The sequence below is a fragment of the Paraburkholderia bannensis NBRC 103871 genome (genome assembly GCF_000685015.1).
Taxonomy (GTDB): Bacteria; Pseudomonadota; Gammaproteobacteria; order Burkholderiales; family Burkholderiaceae; genus Paraburkholderia; species Paraburkholderia bannensis.
On the sequence record NZ_BAYA01000003.1, the window covers coordinates 431439 to 449623 of the forward strand.

At 64.6% G+C, this 18185-nt stretch carries 19 protein-coding genes; 11 read left to right on the top strand and 8 right to left on the bottom strand.

Annotated elements, in window-relative coordinates; translation table 11 throughout:
• The gene (lhpI, locus tag BBA01S_RS05185; RefSeq protein WP_027815508.1) at positions 1-915 is read right to left on the bottom strand and encodes a bifunctional Delta(1)-pyrroline-2-carboxylate/Delta(1)-piperideine-2-carboxylate reductase; all 915 of its coding nucleotides are present in this window, start codon (positions 913-915) and stop codon (positions 1-3) included.
• Positions 916-1112: 197 nt separating this feature from the next.
• On the opposite strand from lhpI, the gene BBA01S_RS05190 reads away from it, so the two are divergent.
• Positions 1113-1889: a FadR/GntR family transcriptional regulator gene (locus tag BBA01S_RS05190; RefSeq protein WP_042295995.1), complete on the top strand. Its 777-nt coding sequence runs from the start codon at positions 1113-1115 to the stop codon at positions 1887-1889.
• Positions 1890-1893: 4 nt separating this feature from the next.
• Here BBA01S_RS05190 and BBA01S_RS05195 read toward each other — a convergent pair whose 3' ends face one another.
• The 3 genes from BBA01S_RS05195 to BBA01S_RS05205 all read right to left on the bottom strand — a co-directional run bounded on the left by BBA01S_RS05195 (position 1894) and on the right by BBA01S_RS05205 (position 4740).
• Positions 1894-2472, bottom strand: a complete 579-nt coding sequence (locus tag BBA01S_RS05195; RefSeq protein ID WP_027815510.1) for a pyridoxamine 5'-phosphate oxidase family protein — start codon at positions 2470-2472, stop codon at positions 1894-1896.
• A 96-nt stretch (positions 2473-2568) separates the two neighbouring features.
• A complete protein-coding gene (lhpH, locus tag BBA01S_RS05200) occupies positions 2569-3576 on the bottom strand; it encodes a trans-3-hydroxy-L-proline dehydratase (protein WP_027815511.1) in 1008 nt (335 codons plus the stop codon).
• Positions 3577-3621: 45 nt separating this feature from the next.
• The gene (locus BBA01S_RS05205) at positions 3622-4740 is read right to left on the bottom strand and encodes a branched-chain amino acid ABC transporter substrate-binding protein (protein ID WP_027815512.1); all 1119 of its coding nucleotides are present in this window, start codon (positions 4738-4740) and stop codon (positions 3622-3624) included.
• A gap of 220 nt (positions 4741-4960) precedes the next feature.
• On the opposite strand from BBA01S_RS05205, the gene BBA01S_RS05210 reads away from it, so the two are divergent.
• Together BBA01S_RS05210 and BBA01S_RS05215 are read left to right on the top strand one after the other, a co-directional pair.
• Complete coding sequence (locus BBA01S_RS05210; protein ID WP_042295997.1) at positions 4961-5314, top strand: DUF2322 family protein; 354 nt, start codon at positions 4961-4963, stop codon at positions 5312-5314.
• Positions 5315-5378: 64 nt separating this feature from the next.
• Positions 5379-6224, top strand: a complete 846-nt coding sequence (locus BBA01S_RS05215) for an AraC family transcriptional regulator (RefSeq protein ID WP_027815514.1) — start codon at positions 5379-5381, stop codon at positions 6222-6224.
• On the opposite strand, the gene BBA01S_RS05220 is transcribed toward BBA01S_RS05215, so the two are convergent.
• Positions 6202-6852 (bottom strand): LysE family translocator, encoded by a 651-nt coding sequence (locus BBA01S_RS05220; RefSeq protein WP_027815515.1) that lies wholly within the window; start codon positions 6850-6852, stop codon positions 6202-6204. The genes BBA01S_RS05215 and BBA01S_RS05220 overlap by 23 nt on opposite strands.
• Positions 6853-7141: 289 nt before the next feature.
• Here BBA01S_RS05220 and BBA01S_RS40080 point away from each other — a divergent pair, with 289 nt between their 5' ends.
• The 4 genes from BBA01S_RS40080 to rimJ all read left to right on the top strand — a co-directional run bounded on the left by BBA01S_RS40080 (position 7142) and on the right by rimJ (position 9345).
• Positions 7142-7516, top strand: a complete 375-nt coding sequence (locus tag BBA01S_RS40080) for a CHAP domain-containing protein (protein WP_042295999.1) — start codon at positions 7142-7144, stop codon at positions 7514-7516.
• Positions 7517-7519: 3 nt separating this feature from the next.
• On the top strand, positions 7520-7963 hold the full coding sequence (locus tag BBA01S_RS05230; protein ID WP_027815516.1) for a DUF3828 domain-containing protein: 444 nt from the start codon (positions 7520-7522) through the stop codon (positions 7961-7963).
• Between the two features lie 218 nt (positions 7964-8181).
• Complete coding sequence (locus tag BBA01S_RS05240; RefSeq protein ID WP_027815517.1) at positions 8182-8733, top strand: GNAT family N-acetyltransferase; 552 nt, start codon at positions 8182-8184, stop codon at positions 8731-8733.
• 42 nt (positions 8734-8775) lie between these two features.
• Positions 8776-9345: a ribosomal protein S5-alanine N-acetyltransferase gene (rimJ, locus tag BBA01S_RS05245; RefSeq protein ID WP_027815518.1), complete on the top strand. Its 570-nt coding sequence runs from the start codon at positions 8776-8778 to the stop codon at positions 9343-9345.
• A 19-nt stretch (positions 9346-9364) separates the two neighbouring features.
• Here rimJ and BBA01S_RS05250 read toward each other — a convergent pair whose 3' ends face one another.
• Positions 9365-11197: a sulfatase-like hydrolase/transferase gene (locus tag BBA01S_RS05250; RefSeq protein WP_027815519.1), complete on the bottom strand. Its 1833-nt coding sequence runs from the start codon at positions 11195-11197 to the stop codon at positions 9365-9367.
• A gap of 212 nt (positions 11198-11409) precedes the next feature.
• Between BBA01S_RS05250 and BBA01S_RS40085 the strand changes: the two genes are divergently transcribed.
• The gene (locus BBA01S_RS40085) at positions 11410-12378 is read left to right on the top strand and encodes a LysR substrate-binding domain-containing protein (protein WP_052391672.1); all 969 of its coding nucleotides are present in this window, start codon (positions 11410-11412) and stop codon (positions 12376-12378) included.
• 132 nt (positions 12379-12510) lie between these two features.
• Positions 12511-13626 (top strand): alanine racemase, encoded by a 1116-nt coding sequence (alr, locus tag BBA01S_RS05260; protein WP_027815520.1) that lies wholly within the window; start codon positions 12511-12513, stop codon positions 13624-13626.
• A 36-nt stretch (positions 13627-13662) separates the two neighbouring features.
• On the opposite strand, the gene BBA01S_RS40090 is transcribed toward alr, so the two are convergent.
• Positions 13663-14004, bottom strand: coding sequence for a carboxymuconolactone decarboxylase family protein (locus BBA01S_RS40090; protein WP_042296153.1), 342 nt, complete (start codon positions 14002-14004; stop codon positions 13663-13665).
• A 175-nt stretch (positions 14005-14179) separates the two neighbouring features.
• Positions 14180-15649, bottom strand: a complete 1470-nt coding sequence (locus tag BBA01S_RS05270) for an aminotransferase-like domain-containing protein (protein WP_027815521.1) — start codon at positions 15647-15649, stop codon at positions 14180-14182.
• A 219-nt stretch (positions 15650-15868) separates the two neighbouring features.
• Here BBA01S_RS05270 and BBA01S_RS05275 point away from each other — a divergent pair, with 219 nt between their 5' ends.
• Together BBA01S_RS05275 and BBA01S_RS05280 are read left to right on the top strand one after the other, a co-directional pair.
• Positions 15869-16999: a mandelate racemase/muconate lactonizing enzyme family protein gene (locus tag BBA01S_RS05275; protein ID WP_042296005.1), complete on the top strand. Its 1131-nt coding sequence runs from the start codon at positions 15869-15871 to the stop codon at positions 16997-16999.
• Between the two features lie 121 nt (positions 17000-17120).
• On the top strand, positions 17121-18173 hold the full coding sequence (locus BBA01S_RS05280; protein ID WP_245641423.1) for an ABC transporter substrate-binding protein: 1053 nt from the start codon (positions 17121-17123) through the stop codon (positions 18171-18173).
• Positions 18174-18185: the final 12 nt, after the last annotated feature.

Here is an 18185-nt window from a genome sequence, read left to right on the forward strand (position 1 = left end):
TTAGAGATTGGCGCGTGCCACGCGGCACGCCGCCAGATCCCACGCGGCGCAACCGACGCTCTTGAAGAACACCGGCGCATCCGGCGCGAGCTTCTGCCGGATGGCGTCCGCCAGCGTGTGCGCGTGGTTCCAGTCGAAACCCGCCTGGATCAAATCGCCCGCCTCGTGCTTCGCGCCAGCCGGATCGTCGAGCACGACGAAGCTGCTATCGACGGTCGCCTTGCCGATTTCCGCCGCATCCGGCGTGAATGCGCCGACGCCCACCACGATGCGCCCCGCACGCGCCGGAGCGTCATAAACCGGCGACTTGCTGGTCGTCACCGTCACGACCACGTCGACCGAATCCGGAATGTCGCCGTCCAACGCGCGCAGATTCGGCGCGACGTTCGCGAGCCCTGCCACGAAACGCTGCGCGCTTGCGGGCGTCGTGCCGCGCGCGAGAATCTGCGCCTGCGGAAACAGCGCCGCGAAGGCTTCGACGTGATTGGCCGCCTGTTTTCCGGTGCCGATGATCAGGATCTCCTTCGGCGCCGCGCCATGCAGCGCCAGGATGCCGAGCGCGCTGACCGCCGCCGTGCGACGCCCCGTGACGGTCGGGCCATCGAGCACGAACAGCATCTCGCCGGTGACCGGGTCGCAGGCGATCACCTGACCGTGGATCGTGGGCAACCCGCGCCTGCCGTTGCCGGGACAGACGTTTACGAGCTTGTGAATGGCGATGTCGGCGGCGCTCGACGGCATGGAGAGCATCACGCCGCCCTCTTGCAGCGGCACGACGAGCCGCTCGGGGCTCACGATCTTGCCGTCTGCGTAATCGGGAACCGTTGCGCGCAGAACCTGCACGAGCTGCGGATAGGGCAACAGCGCGGCGGTCGCGCTGGCGTCGAACGATTTGAGTTGCGTGGTCATGGACATGGCGTGAATCAGGTCTAAAAGTGGATCAAAATTAAACCACATCTGGGCAGAAATCAATCCATGATGCTGCGTGTCCGGCGCAACCTGGCACGAAAATAGCGCCAAATCTCAGTAAGAACTGCGGCAAGGAGAACCAGATCACTTTTCATGCGAGGTTAAGTGGTATATTCGAGACCAACGCTTGGCAAGGTTCCCACATGGCTTCCGCACGCATCGACGCTCGCACCGCTCCCACCGCTACGCCGGATTACCCGGCGAATTTCCGCGCCCTCCAGATCTACGAGCAGGTGTCCGAGAAGGTGCGCGCAGAAATCCGCGCTGGCCGCTACCTGCCCGAATCGCGCCTGCCTTCCGAGCGCGAACTGGCAGCCATGTTCGGCGTCGGGCGGCCTGCGGTGCGCGAAGCCATCGGCGCGTTGCAGAACGAGGGCCTCGTCATTACGCGCCGCAATTCGGGTACCTATGTCTCCGAAGACGCGCCCGAGATCCTCGCGCGCGCTGCTGCGTCGTCAGCCGGCGACACGGCCACGCTGCAGGCCGACTACAGCCCGTCCGCGACGCTCGACGTGCGCCTGATCCTGGAGCCCGCCATCGCACGGCGCGCCGCGGCCCACAAGAAGCGCGATCCGCTCGCCGAGCACTATCTTCAGCAGATGGAAACGCTCACCGACGTGGCCGATCCGGAACAGCGCGCGCTCTGGAACAACAGCGACCGCCTGTTCCATCGGCAGCTAGCCGTGATGACGGGCGACATGCTGCTCGTCAAGATCGCGCAGGAAATCGCCGACACGATGGATCAGTCCCTGTGGAAGCGCATCAAGGACGACGGCATCTACGATCCGGCGCGTATCCGCCTGTACGTGGCGGAGCACCGCCTCATTTACGAAGCCATCGTGACGGGCGACGCGGACGCCGCCGCGTTTTACGTCGAGCAGCATATCCATCGCGTACAGCGCGACATCGCACCGGGCTGAGCCTTCAAGGCGCAATCCACCCGCTGATCCAGCGCTCGCCTTCACGCACGAATCGCGCGCGCTCGTGTCCGTCCACAGCGGACAAATCGAGCCACTCCAGCGCATCGGGCCGCACTTCGACCACGCAGAAGTTCTCGAAACCCGCCTCGGCGTCGTGCGGCTTTTGCGGGTCGTCGAATGCATCGCGCGGCTCATCGATCGGCGTGCCCGGCGCGAGCAAGGTGCGATACACGACCAGACTTTGCAGGCGGCTCGTTTCCCATGCTTCGCGTCTGGTCGGCCCATCGTCGACGACGTTCGCCTCGCCGGACACGCGTATTTGCAGGTTGCGCGTGGCATCCACGCCCGCCAGCGCGATGCGCGATTGCCGGCGCAATTCCGCGATTTTTTCCGAGCGCAGATCGGTGTGAAACGTGATGAGGTTCTCTGGTTCGCTCACGCGGCGCAGCACCACGGAACGCACGCTCGGCGCGCCATCGAGCCCGGTCGTGGCCGCCTGCATCACCTTGAACGGCTGATGGCCCGCCAGCGTGCCGTTCGCAAGACACGTCCAAAGCTCTGAAAAAACGAGATCCAGCTTCATGGCAGGGGTGGCTCGCTACGGAAATCGACAAACGAAAAAAGCGCGCGCAATGATCCGGCGCGCGCACAAAGCCCCCTGGTACGGGGAGAATCGCCATCAACGCACGAGAAAGCCGTAGGTCAGCGGATCGCGCTCGTCGACGATCCATTGCGCGAAGCCACAAATATAGGCCTCGCCTTCGACCTCGGGGATTACGGCCGGAATACCCTGCACCGTGGTTTCCTTCAACACGCGCCCCTTGAACACCGTGCCGACGATCGACTCGTTCACCAGCGTTTCGCTGGCCTTGAGTTCGCCGCGCTGATAAAGCTGCGCCACGCGCCCGCCCGTGCCCGAACCGGTAGGAGAACGATCGACTTCGCGATCGGCGAACACGCAGCAATTCGCCTGCGTCGAGCCTTCGTGACGCGGCGCGTTGGCGATGATCGTGCCGTAAATGTGGTTGATCTCGGGAATCTCGGGATGCTGCACGGGAAAGGCCTGGTTTGCAGCGGCTTTCACTTCGGCGCCGAAGCGGATCAACTGCTCGACCGCCGCTTCCCGCACCGGCAAGTCGAACGGCGCGCCATCGACGTAGAAATAAAACGCGCCGCCATAGGCGATATCGCCCGTCACCTTGCCGAACGTGGGCGTCTCCACGGTCACGTCGCGCTTCCACAAAAACGACGGCACGTTGACGAAGCGCACCGTGCCCGCGTGCTCGCCGTCCCACTTCACGAAAGCTTCGATGAAACCGCACGGCGCATCGATGCCGACCCGCGTTTCGGGAACCGTGCGCTGCACCCAGCCCAGTTCGACCGCCGCTGTCGACAGTGCGATCACGCCGTGGCCGCAATGGTCGCTATAGCCCTCGTTATGCAGGAAGATCACACCGAAGTCGGCCCCCGGCGACACCGGCTCGGTGAGGTAGCCGCCGTACATGTCCGCATGGCCGCGCGGCTCGAACATGAGCGCGCGGCGAATATCGTCGGCGTGCTCCTTGAGCCACGCGCGGCGCTGGACGATCGTGTCGCCGGGCAGGCGCGGCAGGCCGCTCGTGACGATGCGGAACGCCTCGCCGCCGGTGTGAACCTCGACGGTCGAAATGGTGCGGGTCGGTTTCATGAATTCAGATGCTCTCCTGCCAGGTGATTGCGCATTGCCCTGCGTTTACGGTGCGAACGGAACCGGCAAGCCGTTGCGAATGACGTACACGGTGGTCGGCGCGCCCTTCAGGTCGCCCTTCGCGTCGAACGAATAGGTGCCCGCCACGCCCTTGTACTCTTCCTTGCCAAGCTGGTCGATGAGCTTCGCCTTGTCCGTGGTCGTGCCCGCCTTGACCATCGCATCGGCCAGCATCTTCACGCCGTCGTAGTAGTTGACCGCGTAGACCTGCGTGTCGATGTGATAGGTGTCGTGGTACTTCTTGAGGAACTCGCGGCCCGCGGCCGTCTTGTCGAGCGCCACGCCGCCCTGCGCGCAATAGACGATCGAGGCGGCGTCGCCAGCGACCTTGCCCATATCGGCGGAACAGATGCCGTCGCCGCCCAGCAGCTTCGCGCGCAGGCCGCGCTGGCGCATCTGTTTGGCCATCGGCGCGCCTTGCGCCGCATAGCCGCCGAAGAAGATCACGTCCGGATTCTCGCCCTTGATCGCCGTGAGAATGCCGAGAAAATCCGTGGCCTGCGAATTGGTGAACTGGTGATCGACGATCTTCAGACCATTGGCCTTGGCGACCTGCTCGAACTGCTGCGCGACGCCCTGCCCGTAAGCCGTGCGATCGTCGACGATGGCGGCGGTTTTCGCGTGCAGTGTCTTGACCGCGAATTCGGCCATCGTGCCGCCCAGTTGCTCGTCGCTCGCGCCGATCCGGAAGATGTTCTTGAAGCCCTGCTGCGTGAGCGCGGGGTTCGATGCGACCGGCAACATCGGAATGCCCGCGTTGCTATAGACGCGCGACGCGGGAATCGCGACGCCCGAGTTGTACGGCCCCACCACGGCGACCACTTTCTCGTCGACGAGATTCTGGGCCACCTGCACGCCCACTTTCGGATCCGCCTGGTCGTCCTGCGAGTCCAGTTTGAACGTCACCGCCTTGCCGGCGACGGTGACGTGCTGCTTGTTCAGCTCATCGATCGCAAGACGCGCGCCATTCTCGTTGTCCTTGCCATTGGCGGCCTGTGGGCCCGTCAACGGCGCGGAATGGCCGATGACAACGACTTCCTGCGCGTGCGCGGCGGCCGCGCCGAAGGCCGCCAGGGCGGCCAGAGCAGTCATGAGATGGCGCATGGCTTGGTCTCACAAAATTGGTTTTGGAGAGACCAATGTATTTCAATAGTGGTGCTACTTCAAGCACTTTTCAAAAATAGCCAGTCGATTTGGTTCCAGGAGAAACCATTACTGGCTAACCTCGTCGGGGAAGTGGTTCTCTACTGCGATACCGGCTGGCCGCCCCTCACGGGCGCGGGCCATCAACCCGATCGACTATACTTGGCACTTTTTGACCGAAATGACCGCTACCTCCACGCAACCGATCCAGCCGGGCAACGTCTTCAAGGACAACCTCGCGCAACTGCCCGCCATCGACGGCATCGAGCGCATCGACCTGGTCAACGGCCAGGGCGCAGTGGTGTCGACGATCGAAAACAAGCCGGGCAAACAAGGCTCGCTGGCTGTCTATCACTACCTGAAACGGGTGTTCGGTTCGCTCGACGCGCAAGCCGCGGAGCACGGTCTCGCCGTATTCGCCGAGCACACCGCCGACGCACGCAACCGTCCCGGCGCGCACCCGAACGTCGATCGCCTGCTGGAAGTGGCGGCGGGCGGCGAGGCGCTGCGCATCGACGTGATCGCCGCCGCCTGAGGTTTTCTCGCGCAAGCGGTGGCGCAATGCCGCCGCTTTTTGTATAGCCTCGCCAGGCTCACGCATGCTCAAGACCACGGAGTTCTACCGCACGGGCGCACTGGAAGTCGCGCGCATCCGGGCCTCGGGCACGGCGGAGTTTCCGCGTCATACGCACGCCGAATATGTGATCAGCGCGACGTTGTCGGGCAGCGAGGACGTGTGGCTCGATGGCAAGACGTTCAGTTCGCCCGCAGGTACGGCGACGGTCTATAACCCTTTCGCGATCCAGGCCTCGGCGTTCGATCCCGCGCGGGGCGATACTGAATTTGTTTCGTTGTACCTGGAACCTCAATTGCTCGCTGAAGTCGCCAGTGCGAACGGTTTCACGTCGCGTGATGGCGCGCAGGAGGTCAGCCAGGGCGTGTTTGCCGACACGTCGCTGCATCGGCGTATCGTCGATCTTTATCTCGCGACGCGTGCGCTCGGCGCAGATCGCAATGCGCAGCCGGATACGCTCGAATACGACACAGCGCTGACGGAACTTGCTGCGGCTTTACTCGCTAACGGCCGTACTCATGCCCCGCAAACGCACGTCGAACGTGTGAGCGTACAACGCCTCGACGGCGTTCGGGCCTTCATGCGCGAACGGCTGGACGCGCCCGTCAAACTCGATGAGCTTGCAACCATCGCCGAAGTCAGCAAGTTTCATCTGATCCGCGCATTCAAGGACACGTTCGGCATGTCGCCGGGCAAGTACCACATGCAGTTGCGCCTGATTGAAGCGCGCCGGCTGCTGCGCGCGGGCGTGAGCATCGCGGACGCCGCGTTCGCACTGGGCTTTTACGATCAGAGCCACTTCATCAACGCATTCCGCAAGGCGCTGGGCGTGAGCCCGCTGCGCTTTGCTATGGCGCGACGCCCAGAATAAGCGTCCGATACCCCGACGTCACGACCTGGAACGCGAAGAACGCGAACAGCGCCGCCGACGCGAAATAGCAGAACGACAGCCCACGCGCGCCAAAGCGCTTGCCGCCCTGGCGAGCGACGAAGCACACCGCCACAGTCCACGCCACGCCTGCCGCGAAGAAGCCGCCGAGAAAGCTGCCCGTGGCCTGCCAGCCGCTCACGCCCGACTGCGCGATCAGCGAGCCGCCCACCGCCGCGAACCACACAATCGCCGATGGCGACGACAGCGCGAGCAGCGCGCCCTTCGCGAGTTGCTGCAACGGCGAGCCTTGATCCTCGCGCGATTGCTCGACAGAGCCCGCGCGCACCGATGCCATCGCGGACCGGATCATCTTCACGGCCAGCACCGCCAGCACGACCGATCCGCCCAGCCACATGCCCCAGCGCACGGCCGAAAACTGCAGCAGCGCCGTCATGCCCGCGAGCGCGAGCACCGCGTAAATCAGGTCGCCGAAGCACGAGCCGAGGCCCAGCCAGAAGCCGTTCCAGTAACCGCGCTGCATGGCGAGGTTCATCATCGCAATGTTGGCGATGCCGATATCGAGGCACAGCGAAAGAGAAAGCAGAAAGCCGTTGGTTGCGGGGTTCATGACGTGACGAAAGCGCGAGCAAAGTCGCGATCATGCGGCACACTGTGAGCGATGTATTGGAAGAAATTGCGGCGGGGTTGTTGGAGGTGTTAAAGACGCCGTATCCGAGTCCGATCGGTAGTGCATACCTGGCGGTGGGAGCGTCGATCCACAGACCGATACTTCCCCCCGAAACGGGCGGATTAGGTCTGACCGAAGCAACTGCCTGGAATCGCCCACTGCCAAATCAACGTTTGCAGAAATCTGGTAAATACATGCCACTCTTCGACAGCTCGCAAGGATTATTTAAATGGCATATAACGGCGCTAGTGCGGCGGCTTACGCGTTTAATCACGCACAACCCGCTAGTACGGGGCACTGCGCGAAGTACGTTCGACACGCGATTCAATTCGGCGGCGTCGTGGTGACGTCAACTGAATTGGCGAAGAATTACGGCCCGAACCTACTAGCGGCTGGCTTTTACGAGGTTACCGGCGCACCGGTCAAAGGCGATGTTGCCGTGATACAGGCAATCAGCGGACACCCTGCCGGTCACATGGCAATATTCAACGGGAATATCTGGATTTCGGATTTTCGCCAAACGCATCCGGGGCCGAACGGGTTCTATCCCAGCCAGGCGTACCGCACGGCGCATCCGCCGTACAAAATTTACCGTCACGACTGATCTATGAAGCGTCTTCTCCCGATTTTTGCATTCTGCCTGCTTGCCTTAGCGCACAACGCCTTCGCAGCGGGCGCGTCCGACACCCCGGAATCGCGAGCGAGCGAGTTCTATACGTGGTACCTGAAGACCGGCGCTGACCTGACCTTCCCGCTGCTCAAGCCGGGCATCCTGGATTACGTCGCCAAAGATACAGTCACCAAACTGCGGAGCGACTACAAACACAACCGCCTGCCCGAAGACGTCGATTATTTTCTGAAGGTGCAGGACGAAGACGACCAGGACTGGTTGAGCCACATTGCGCCCCGTCAGGTCACGATGATGGGTGACGTTGCGGTGGTGCCCGTCATGTTCGGTTCAAAGAACCAATCAGGTGTTGTCGTGTTCATGCGCAAGATTGCAGGCGTGTGGAAGATCACGAAGGTTGCAAGCACGTTCGATTACCGCTAATCGTCCGACGACAAATAGAAAAAGCCGTGCGATGTCGTACGGCTTTTTTCATTTCCAACTCAACGAACGCCGTTACTCACTGGGCCGCTCAAGCGCTTCTGTGATTCGCTCCAGTGCATCGGCAATCCTCAAAACGTCGCTGGCGAAAGAACTGGACAGCCCGCACGCTATCTCGTAGCGTTGAGCCGCGGTTTATAGAACCTAAAAAGGAGCGCTGCATGAACGACTCGAACACCGACATCGCAGTCCGCCGCCTGAGCGCGAATGAAGCCGCTGCGAGCCTCGATGCGCTCGCCGACGTGCTGATCGATTGCGTCGATGGCGGTGCTTCCGTCAGCTTCATGGCGCCGCTCGCGCGCGAAACGGCGCTCGCATTCTGGAAGCGCGTAGCCGACGGCGTCGCCGCAAACGAACGCATCCTGCTGGTCGCCGAAGACGCGCAAGGCCGCATCGTCGGCACGGTGCAGCTCGTCACGGCGCAGCCCGAAAACCAGCCGCATCGTGCCGATGTCGCGAAGATGCTGGTACTGCGCGCGATGCGCCAGCGAGGTATCGGCGCACGGCTGATGCATGCCGTCGATACCCACGCTCAGCAGGCGAGCAAGACGGTGCTGGTGCTCGACACCGTCACAGGCGGCGACGCCGAGCGGCTTTATCAGCGCGCAGGATGGCAGCGCGCGGGCACGGTGCCGGACTATGCGCTGATGCCCGAAGGCGGCTTATGTGCGACGACGTTCTACTATAAGCAACTCGATCCCGCGCGCCCGTAATGGCGTCGCAAGTACCACAAGGAATCAGGAGCGCTTATAACAATGTCCACCCTAAATATTCCCCCTACCGGCCTGGTAACCGACCGCTTGAATTTGCAGCCACTCAATCCCGCCGATGCTGCGGAACTGCTGCAATATCAACTCGATAACCGGCAGCATTTGCAGCCATGGGAGCCGTTGCGCGACGACGTGTTCTACACCATCGAGGCGATACAGCGCAGAATCGCGGGTATGGTGCAGCAGATGCACGAAGGCAACGCGCTTTATCTTCTGATTCGGGACGCCCAACGTCAGTCAGTAATTGGGGAATGCAATTTTACGAATATCGTGCGCGGCCCCTTTCAGGCCTGCCACCTTGGGTTTTCCATCTCGGCAAGCGCTCAGGGGAAAGGGCTGATGCATGAAGCGCTGGAGCACGCACTCGCCTTTGTCTTCGAAACCTGCGCGCTTCATCGAGTGATGGCGAACTATCGCCCTGAGAATATCCGCAGCGGGAAGTTGCTGGCGCGTCTCGGCTTTGAAACCGAAGGGACTGCACGCGCCTATCTAAAGATCAATGGCAACTGGGCCGATCACGTCCTGACTTCCTGCATCAACGACAAGATGCAATGAGGCCCGCCGCGTGCGCTAATCAGTGAAATCCGCGCACCTGAACCTGCACCTTCCCGTCGCGAATCGGCATGACATCGGGGCTGTCTTCGCCGACTTCATTGGCGATTGCGGCATTGAGCTTGTCGTTCATCGCAAGCAGCAATTCTCCATTGCGCTTGCGGTCGATCGCCAGGTTGCGCATCTCGCCGGGATCGTTCGCCACGTCGTATAGCTCGACATCGTTGCGCGCGAACAGCGTTTCCAGCGACGTCGGCGTATTGAATTGCAGCGGCGAGAAATACCGCGTGAAGCGATATCGCCCGTCGAATACGCTACGTATCGTGCCGCGCAAACGAAAATCGGGCTGCTGCGCCAGTGCGCGGCGGCGCAGTTCATCCTCAGGCACGCCTTTCTCACGCAACGTGCCCAGTTCCTTGAGCATCCATTCGCTGTCGTAGTAAAGCAGCATCGCATAGTTGAACAGCGCGGTGTCGCGCACGCTATTGACCTGCGCCTTCTCGGGCGCGGCCAGCCACGGCGCGAGATTCTTGCCCTTGAGCGCGGGGCCGCCGATCGTCGCGCGGCGCGCATCGTCGAGTCCCGTGAGGCCCAGCAAGGTTGGCGCAACGTCGATATGCGACGTCAGCGCATCGCACTGCTTGCCGCCCGGATAGGCAGGATGCCGAATCACCAGCGGCACATGATTTTGCGGCTGGTACGCCGTCGCCCCCTTGCCGACGAGTTGATGCGCGCCCACATGGTCGCCATGATCGGCGGTCATCACGACGATGGTGCGCTCGTCCAGCCCCAACGATTGCAGTGACTGCAGCAGCCGCACGACATGCGTATCGCAGTCGCGCAGGCAATTGAAGTAGTTGTCCTGATAGACGCGAATCCGCTCGTCGGTGAACGGATAGCTGCCCACGAGGTTGGCATGCGCCGCATTGAACATACCGTGCGCGGCAGGGCGCCCCGCTTCGTCATAGGGCTGATGGCGCGACGCCGCCAGCGGCACGCGATCCCATTTCTGCTGATAAAGCGCGTCTTCGGGGGGATGCGCGTTGCCGAGCATCGGCTTGTTCGCGTCCTGAAGTTTCGATCCCGGCGGGTCGGTGTTCACGAACATCACGTCATGCGGATTAACGAGATTGACCGCGAGAAACCACGGCTTGCCTTCGTTCGCGAGTCGCGGCGCGTGATTGCGCATCCAGCTCACCGCCGATTCGGTCGTGATGCCGTCGTAGTTATAGCCGCCGCGCACCATGCCGATCAGGTCGCCCACGCCAAAGTAATCGTCAAAGCCGTATTCCCTGATCGTGTGGTTGTAATCGGAAACGGGCGCGGTATAGGGGCTGGCCGTTTCGTGCAGCTTCGAACTCAGATGCCACTTGCCGAGATAAGCCGCGTAATAGCCGGCGTCGCGCATCATGTCGCCGACCGTGCGGATATCGGGCGACATATCGGGTTGCCAGGGCACGCCCGCGTTATCGAGCACGCCGGTGTGCTGCGTGTGCTGCCCCGTGTAAATCGTCGAGCGCGACGGCGAGCACACGCACGACGCGATCTGGTGCTTCGTGAACGTGATGCCGTCGCGGCGCAGCGCCGTTCGGCCCGGCACCGGAAACGGCCAGGCATCGAAGTGGCGCTCCTGGTCGGTGAGGATGAAGAGGATGTTGTAGCCCGCGGGCACCTGCCCAGGCGCGGCGGCGGCCTGGCGAAACGCGGGCACGCCGTCGGTGGGTGCGCTTGCGGCGCGCGGCGCTTCGGCGGCCATGCCCGTCACCGGCGCGGCGGCGCTCACGCCCGCGCTCGCCACAGCAGCGCCCGCTGCCTTGAGGAAATTGCGGCGGCCATCGTTGGTGCCGTCTTTCATCGTGCGTCTCCTTCATTCGTGGCCCGACGTCATTGCGTGCGGGCCTTGTTCGGGGCTTTTCATTATTCGCGGATCGGCGTGAGATTCGATGAAAGATTGCGCATAATCCATAACCGTGGATATATGAATGGAATCGACCGGTCATGCCCGCTGCAAAGTCCTCCTCGAAGCCTGCTCCGAAGCCCGCACTAAAGCCCGCACTAAAGCCCACGTTGAAACCCGCGCCGTCGCACGACGCCGCGCGCCTCGCCGCCCTGCCCGTTGCGCTGCGCCGCCTGCGTCTGCGCGACCTCGAAACGCTCGAATGGCTCGGCCGTTTTCGCAGCTTCGCGCGCACCGCGGAAACCGCGTCGATCTCGCAGCCCGCACTCTCCAAGTGGCTGCGCGAGCTGGAGGAATCGCTGGGCCTGAAGCTGTTCGAGCGCACCTCGCGGCGCGTCGAGCCCACGCTGTACGGCGAGGCGATGCTCGACTGCATCGCGCGCATCCTCAACGACCTGCGCGATATCGAGCCCGCCTTCGACGCGCTGCGCCACGGCCTGGGCCAGCCGCTGACGATCGGCCTGCTGCCCAACATGGACGAGCAGTTCCTGCCCGCCGTGCTGGCGTGGCTGCGCGAGCACGACACGCCGATCCAGCTCAACGTGCGCGTCGATACGCTCGACCGCCTGCTGCCGCTCGCGCAACGGCGCGAACTCGACCTGCTGGTGTGCCGGCTGGAAGCGACGGCATTGGCCAGCGGACTGCGCGCCGACGAACTGCTGCACGACGAAGTGGTGGTCGTGGCGAGCCATCGTCACCCGTTGCACAAACACACGCGCGTGAGCTGGCCCGATGCGGCGGCGTTCCCGTGGATCGCGCCGCCGCTGGGATCGCCGATGCGCACTGCGCTCGAAGCCGAATTCGCGCGCGCCGGCCACGCCATGCCGCAGATCGTCATGGAATCGGCCTCTCATCACACCAATCGCGCGGTCGCACAACGCATGCCGTGCCTGTTCGTGACGTCGGCCACGCGCGCGGCCCGCAGCGACGCCATGCGCGAGTTGCGCATGCTGCCGCTGCGGCTCACGACCATCGCGCCCGCCGTGGGTACGCTGAGCCACGAGCCGCACAGCGCCGCCGTCGCCACCGTGCTGGAGGCATTGCGCCACGCGGCGCACGAACAGCAGGCATCGACGTAAAGACCACAAGCCCAGTCGATAAACCCAAAATACTGGATAAATACATTAAAAATAACTGGACGAAAATCAATACGATTGCACAAATCACTGGATTAACCGCCTAACCTCCAACCTTCGTCCGCAGGATTGCCCATGCCGCGTCCCATTTCCGTCCGCATCCATCCCGAAGCGATCCGCCACAACCTCCAGCTCGCCGCACGCAGCGCCGCGGGCGCGCGCGTCTGGGCCGTCGTCAAGGCCAACGCTTACGGCCACGGCATCGAGCGCATCTACGCGGCGCTCGCGGACGCGGACGGCATTGCCCTGCTCGATTTCGACGAAGCCGTGCGCGTGCGCGAACTCGGCTGGACGAAGCCGATCCTGCTGCTAGAAGGCGCATTCGACGCTGCCGACGTGGCCACCGCCGTCGCGCATCGTCTGACCCTCGCCGTGCATTGCGACGAGCAACTGGCGCTGCTCGCGGCGGCGCAGACGACGCAGCCCATCGACATCCAGCTGAAAATGAACTCGGGCATGAACCGCCTCGGCTACAAGCCCGACGCCTATCGCGCCGCTTGGGAGCGCGCCCGCGCGATCCCGACGATAGGCGCGATCACCCTCATGACCCACTTCGCCAACGCCGACGACGGCGGGGTCGACTGGCAGCTCGACCGCTTCGACGCCGCCACGGCCGGCATTCCGGGCGAGCGCTCGCTGTCGAACTCGGCGGCCGTGCTCTGGCACCCGCGCGCACACCGCGACTGGGTGCGGCCCGGCACGATCCTCTACGGTGCGTCGCCCACCGGCGCGGCGCGCCACATCGAAGGCGTGGGCCTGCGCGCGGCGATGACGCTGTCGAGCCGCATCATCGGCGTGCAGACGCTCGCTCCGCAGGACACGATCGGCTACGGGCGCACCTTCGCCGTCGAGCAACCCATGCGCATCGGCGTGGTGGCGTGCGGCTACGCGGACGGCTACCCGCGTCACGCGCCGACCGGCACGCCGATCGCCGTCGATGGCGTGCGCACGCGCGTGGTGGGCCGCGTGTCGATGGACATGCTCACGGTCGATCTCACGCCGTGCCCGGACGCGGGCATCGGCTCGCACGTCGAACTGTGGGGCGAAAACGTGAAGGTGGATGAAGTGGCCGAACCGTCGGGGACGATCGGCTACGAGTTGATGTGCGCGGTGGCGCGGCGCGTGCCGGTGGCAGTGGACGGCCTCGCGGCTAGCGTGCAACGCGAGGTCGAGGAAGGCGTGGCGGCGTAAGCCTTGCGATTGCGGTGCAAGTGCAAGTGCTGTGCGTCATTCGGGCAGTTCGACGCCCATCTCCGCCAGCACTTCCTTTGCGGCGCGAAACGCCTCGCTTGCGGCGGGCGCGCCCGCGTAGATCGCGCTGTGCAGCAGCACCTCGCGAATCTCGACCACGCTCGCGCCGTTATTGATCGCGCCGCGCACGTGGCCCTTGAGTTCGGTGCTGCGCCCAAGCGCGGCCAGCATCGAACAGGTGCACAGGCTGCGCGTCTTCAGGTCGAGTCCGTCGCGCAGCCATGTGCTGCCCCACGCGTGCTCGTTGAGCCATTCCTGGAGCGGGCGCGTGAAACCATCCATCGAGCCCATCGCGCGCTCGACGAAGGCTGCGCCCATGACTTCGGTGCGGCGGGCCTTGCCTGCTTCGGCTCCGGTTTGCGCCTTCGGCGTTTTTAACTGGCTGCCTTGCGCCGGTTTTTTCTTCGCTTCCTTCGCATTGCTCATGGTTTGCTCGCTTCTCGATGGTTAAGGGAATCAAACGCCTGGCCAGGCGCGGCAAACCACGATTAAATCACGCCGAATAAAGCCCCTCCGGCCCATTACGCAACGTGCGCGCAAGCACTTCCAGGGCGTCGCGCAAGGTTTCATGCGAACGCGCGCCGCCCAGGCTCAGGCGCACGGCATGCGGCGCAGACCCGCGCCCGATCACGAAACTGTCCGCCGTCTTCGCGAGCACGCCCGCCTGGCGCAGCGCCGCCGCGAATTCAGCGGCCCGCCACGGCTCGGCGAGCGGCAGCCACAGATGCGGGCTCGCGGGATCGGTGCGATACGTCCAGCCCGACAGCACCTCGGCGGCAATGGCCTGGCGCACGTCCACGCAGGCGCGCTGCTGCGCGACGAGGCGGTCGACCTCGCCGTTGACGATCCAGCGCGCCGCGATTTCCGCGCTCAGTGGCGAGGTCATCCAGCAATCGCTACGGATCACCGCGAGGATCTTGCCGACCCAATCCTGCGGCGCCTGTACGTAACCCACGCGAAGGCCGGGCGCGACCGCCTTCGACAGGCTGCTGATGACAATGCCGTGCTCGGGTAGGCGCGCGGCCAGCGGCGTGGGCGGCGCGTCGAGCAGCGCGGCGGGCACGAGATCCTCGATCACCACGAGGTTGTGGCGCACGGCGATATCGGCGATGGCGGCGCGGCGCGCTTCGGAGAGCGTCGCCGTGGTCGGGTTGTGCAGCGTCGGCACGCAAAAGAGCGCACGCGGCGCAAGCAGCCCGCACGCGCGTTCGAGCGCGGCGGGCACGATGCCCTCCTCGTCGATTTCAATGCCGACCAGGTTCAGGCGCAGTTGCCGCGCAAGCGCGACGATGCCGGGGTAACTCAGCGCTTCCGCGAAAATCGTGTCGCCGGGACGCAGCACCGCGCGCAGCACGCACGCGAGCCCATGCTGCGCGCCCTGCGTGACGAGCACGCGTTCGGCGGCCACCGTGCAGCCCATGCGCGCGAGCCAGCGCGCGCCCGCTTCGCGATGCGAGCGGCGGCCGCCCTCCGGCTGATAGAGCAGCAATTCGCCCGCGAGGCGTTCATCGGCGGCCAGTTCGCGCAGCGTCTGCGTGAGCAACTGGGCTTCGTCGGTCGGCATCGGCACGTTCTGGCCGAGATCGACGGGACGCCCCGGCGCGGGCGGCGTGGGCGTGCCGCCCGTTGCCGCAGCGCTGGCGAAACCGGCCGCATCGCCGCCAGGCTCGGGCGCCTGGCGCGTGCGTTGCGGCAGGCGCCCGCCATCGGCGTCCGGCTCGGCCACATAGGTGCCGTCGCCCACGCGCGCCACCACCATGCCGCAGCGTTCCAGCTCCGTATAGGCGCGGCTCACGGTGCCAGTCGTCACGTTGAGCTTGCGGGCCAGCAGCCGGTGCGCGGGCAATTTCTCGCCGGGCAACATCTGGCCCCCGTTGATCGCCTGCGCGTAGGCGTAGGCGATCGCGCGGTATTTGGGTTCGCCGCGTGGCAATGCAGGCAGCGTGGGCATCCAGCCGTTCATGGGTGTTTTCCCGAGGGGTCGAAGCGCGCCGCGCTCCCGCGCGACCGCTGGGTCATTATCGCGCCCAATCCGGGGAATTGAAGGCTGTCATTTACTTCAATTGACTTCATTGAGTGCCACAAATTGACCCTCTAGGATGCGGTAACGCCTGTAGAGGCCAAGGAGACAATCGCCGCCCAGCGCTGCATTTCAAGCGCGACGAGCGGCGCCATACGCGCCATGACAAATCGCATCGCCCGCATCACGGTCAGCCAGCATCGCCTGCCGCTCGACCCGCCGTTTCCGGCGTCCTGGGACAGCCGGCCGCGCCGCGCCTTCCCCGCGACCATCGTGCGTGTGGAGGACACCGAAGGACGTGTGGGCATCGGTTCGGGCGACGCGATGTATGGCTTCGACGATTATCGCGATCTGTTTATCGGCGCCGATCCGCTCGATCTCGTGCGCCACTCGGCGGTGCTCGACAACCTGAGCTTCCACGCGGGCCGCCTCTGGCCGCTCGACGTCGCGCTCTGGGATCTGGCCGGCAAGATTCTCGGCCAGCCGTGCTGGCAGATGGCCGGTGGCCGCGCGCGCCGGGTGCGGGCCTATGCGTCGTCGGGCGTGCATCGCTCGCTCGACGGCATGGCGCACTGGGCGCAGCACGCGGTGGAGCGCGGCTTTCCGGCGCTGAAGGTGCGCTTTGGCCGCGCGAGTCTCGCCGATGACGTCGCCGCGCTGGCCGCCGTGCGCGAAGCCGCGGGCGACGCCATCGACATCATGGTGGACTGCAATCAAGGCTGGCGCATGCCCTGGGACACCCAGGCGCCGTGGCGCGTCGACGACGCGCTCGCCGTGATCCGCCAGATCGAGCGCTATCGGCCTTACTGGGTCGAGGAGCCGCTGCATCGCGGCGACTACGCGGGCCACGCGCGGCTGCGCCAGTTGACCGAAGTGCGCATCGCAGGCGGCGAGATGACGCGCGAAGCGCACGAATTCGCGGCGCTGCTCGCGCACGATTGCCTCGACGTCTACCAGCCCGATGTGGTCTGTTCGCTCGGCATGGAAGGGGCGCGACGCCTCGCTGCGCAGATCGAGGCCAACGGCCGGGTCTTCACGCCGCACACGTGGGGCAACGGTATCGGCCTCGCGGCGAACCTGCATGTCGTGGCCGGTGCGGGCAACGCGCCATTCGTCGAGTTTCCCTATGACCCGCCCGAATGGACGCCCGCGCGCCGCGACTACCCGCTCACGCGCGCCATCGAAACCGACGCGCAGGGCTGGATCGACCTGGGCGACGCGCCGGGCCTCGGCATCGAACTGGATGAAGCCGTGCTGGCCGCCACGCGCGCGCACGACAGCCGGTACGACTGATCCCCCTTAAGCACCGACGATTACAGCGCGCAAGCGCACCGCTCCGGCGAAGCGAGATAAACGCGAACGACCGGACTAAACCTGAAGCATTCCGAAACAATTCCAATAGAAGGAGACTGTCGTGAAAAAATTGACTCGACCGCTGATTGCCGCCATCCGGGCGGCGCTGCTTGCCGCCCCGCTCGCCATCGCCACGATGCCCGCTCACGCGGCAGGCAACTGGTGCAGCCAGGGCAAGCCGGTTCACTTCGCGGGCGTGACCTGGGAAAGCGGCAACTTCACGGGTGAAGTGCTGCGCTACATCGTCAAGAACGGTTACGGCTGCCAGACCGACACGGTGCCAGGCAGCACGGCCGCCACCGAAACCGCGCTGTCGCGCAACGACCTGCAAGTGTGGTCGGAGCAATGGACGGGCCGCTCGGAAATCATCGCGGGCGCGGTGAAGGCAGGCTCGGTGAAGCTGGTCGGCGACACGCTGCCGGGCGGCACCAAGGAAGGCTGGTACGTGCCCGACTACGTGATCCACGGCGACCCGAAGCGCGGCATCAAGCCGAGCGCGCCCGACCTGCAGTCGGTGAGCGACCTGCCCAAATACAAGGCTCTCTTCACCGACGACGAGGAACCGGATCGCGGCCGCTTCCTGAACTGCCCGTCGGGCTGGGACTGCGAGCGCGTGAATACGCGTCTCCTGAAGCTGCTCAAGCTCGACGACAGCTATACGAACTTCCGCCCCGGCACGGGCGCGGCGCTCGACGCGGCGATTTCGTCGGCCTATGCGCGCGGCAAGCCGATCCTCACCTACTACTGGGAACCGGCCGCGCTGATGGCGAAGTACAAGTTCGTTCAGCTGAAGATGCCGCCGTTCAACGAAGCCTGCTGGAAGACGCTGCGCGACGCCAACAGCACGCAGCCGTGCGCATCGTCGTACCTGGTTTCGCAGCTGAAGATCGGTGTCTCGACGCCCTTCTGCCAGGCCGAACCGGACGTGATGGCGTTCTTCGCGAAGGTCAACTTCCCGATCGACTTCCTGAACACGACCATCCTGGACATGACCGAGCATAAGGTCGACGCGCAGGCCGAAGCACTCAAGTTCCTCAAGACCCATCCGGAAATGTGGAAGACGTGGGTGCCCGCCGATGTCGCGACGAAGGTGCAGCAGTCGCTCGGCGCGTAACGGGATCGGCAC

Coding starts and splice junctions, on each gene's coding strand:
- lhpI (WP_027815508.1), bottom strand. CDS start 915: ATGTCCATGACCACGCAACTCAAATCGTTCGACGCCAGCGCGACCGCC.
- BBA01S_RS05190 (WP_042295995.1), top strand. CDS start 1,113: ATGGCTTCCGCACGCATCGACGCTCGCACCGCTCCCACCGCTACGCCG.
- BBA01S_RS05195 (WP_027815510.1), bottom strand. CDS start 2,472: ATGAAGCTGGATCTCGTTTTTTCAGAGCTTTGGACGTGTCTTGCGAAC.
- lhpH (WP_027815511.1), bottom strand. CDS start 3,576: ATGAAACCGACCCGCACCATTTCGACCGTCGAGGTTCACACCGGCGGC.
- BBA01S_RS05205 (WP_027815512.1), bottom strand. CDS start 4,740: ATGCGCCATCTCATGACTGCTCTGGCCGCCCTGGCGGCCTTCGGCGCG.
- BBA01S_RS05210 (WP_042295997.1), top strand. CDS start 4,961: ATGACCGCTACCTCCACGCAACCGATCCAGCCGGGCAACGTCTTCAAG.
- BBA01S_RS05215 (WP_027815514.1), top strand. CDS start 5,379: ATGCTCAAGACCACGGAGTTCTACCGCACGGGCGCACTGGAAGTCGCG.
- BBA01S_RS05220 (WP_027815515.1), bottom strand. CDS start 6,852: ATGAACCCCGCAACCAACGGCTTTCTGCTTTCTCTTTCGCTGTGCCTC.
- BBA01S_RS40080 (WP_042295999.1), top strand. CDS start 7,142: ATGGCATATAACGGCGCTAGTGCGGCGGCTTACGCGTTTAATCACGCA.
- BBA01S_RS05230 (WP_027815516.1), top strand. CDS start 7,520: ATGAAGCGTCTTCTCCCGATTTTTGCATTCTGCCTGCTTGCCTTAGCG.
- BBA01S_RS05240 (WP_027815517.1), top strand. CDS start 8,182: ATGAACGACTCGAACACCGACATCGCAGTCCGCCGCCTGAGCGCGAAT.
- rimJ (WP_027815518.1), top strand. CDS start 8,776: ATGTCCACCCTAAATATTCCCCCTACCGGCCTGGTAACCGACCGCTTG.
- BBA01S_RS05250 (WP_027815519.1), bottom strand. CDS start 11,197: ATGAAAGACGGCACCAACGATGGCCGCCGCAATTTCCTCAAGGCAGCG.
- alr (WP_027815520.1), top strand. CDS start 12,511: ATGCCGCGTCCCATTTCCGTCCGCATCCATCCCGAAGCGATCCGCCAC.
- BBA01S_RS40090 (WP_042296153.1), bottom strand. CDS start 14,004: ATGGGCGCAGCCTTCGTCGAGCGCGCGATGGGCTCGATGGATGGTTTC.
- BBA01S_RS05270 (WP_027815521.1), bottom strand. CDS start 15,649: ATGAACGGCTGGATGCCCACGCTGCCTGCATTGCCACGCGGCGAACCC.
- BBA01S_RS05275 (WP_042296005.1), top strand. CDS start 15,869: ATGACAAATCGCATCGCCCGCATCACGGTCAGCCAGCATCGCCTGCCG.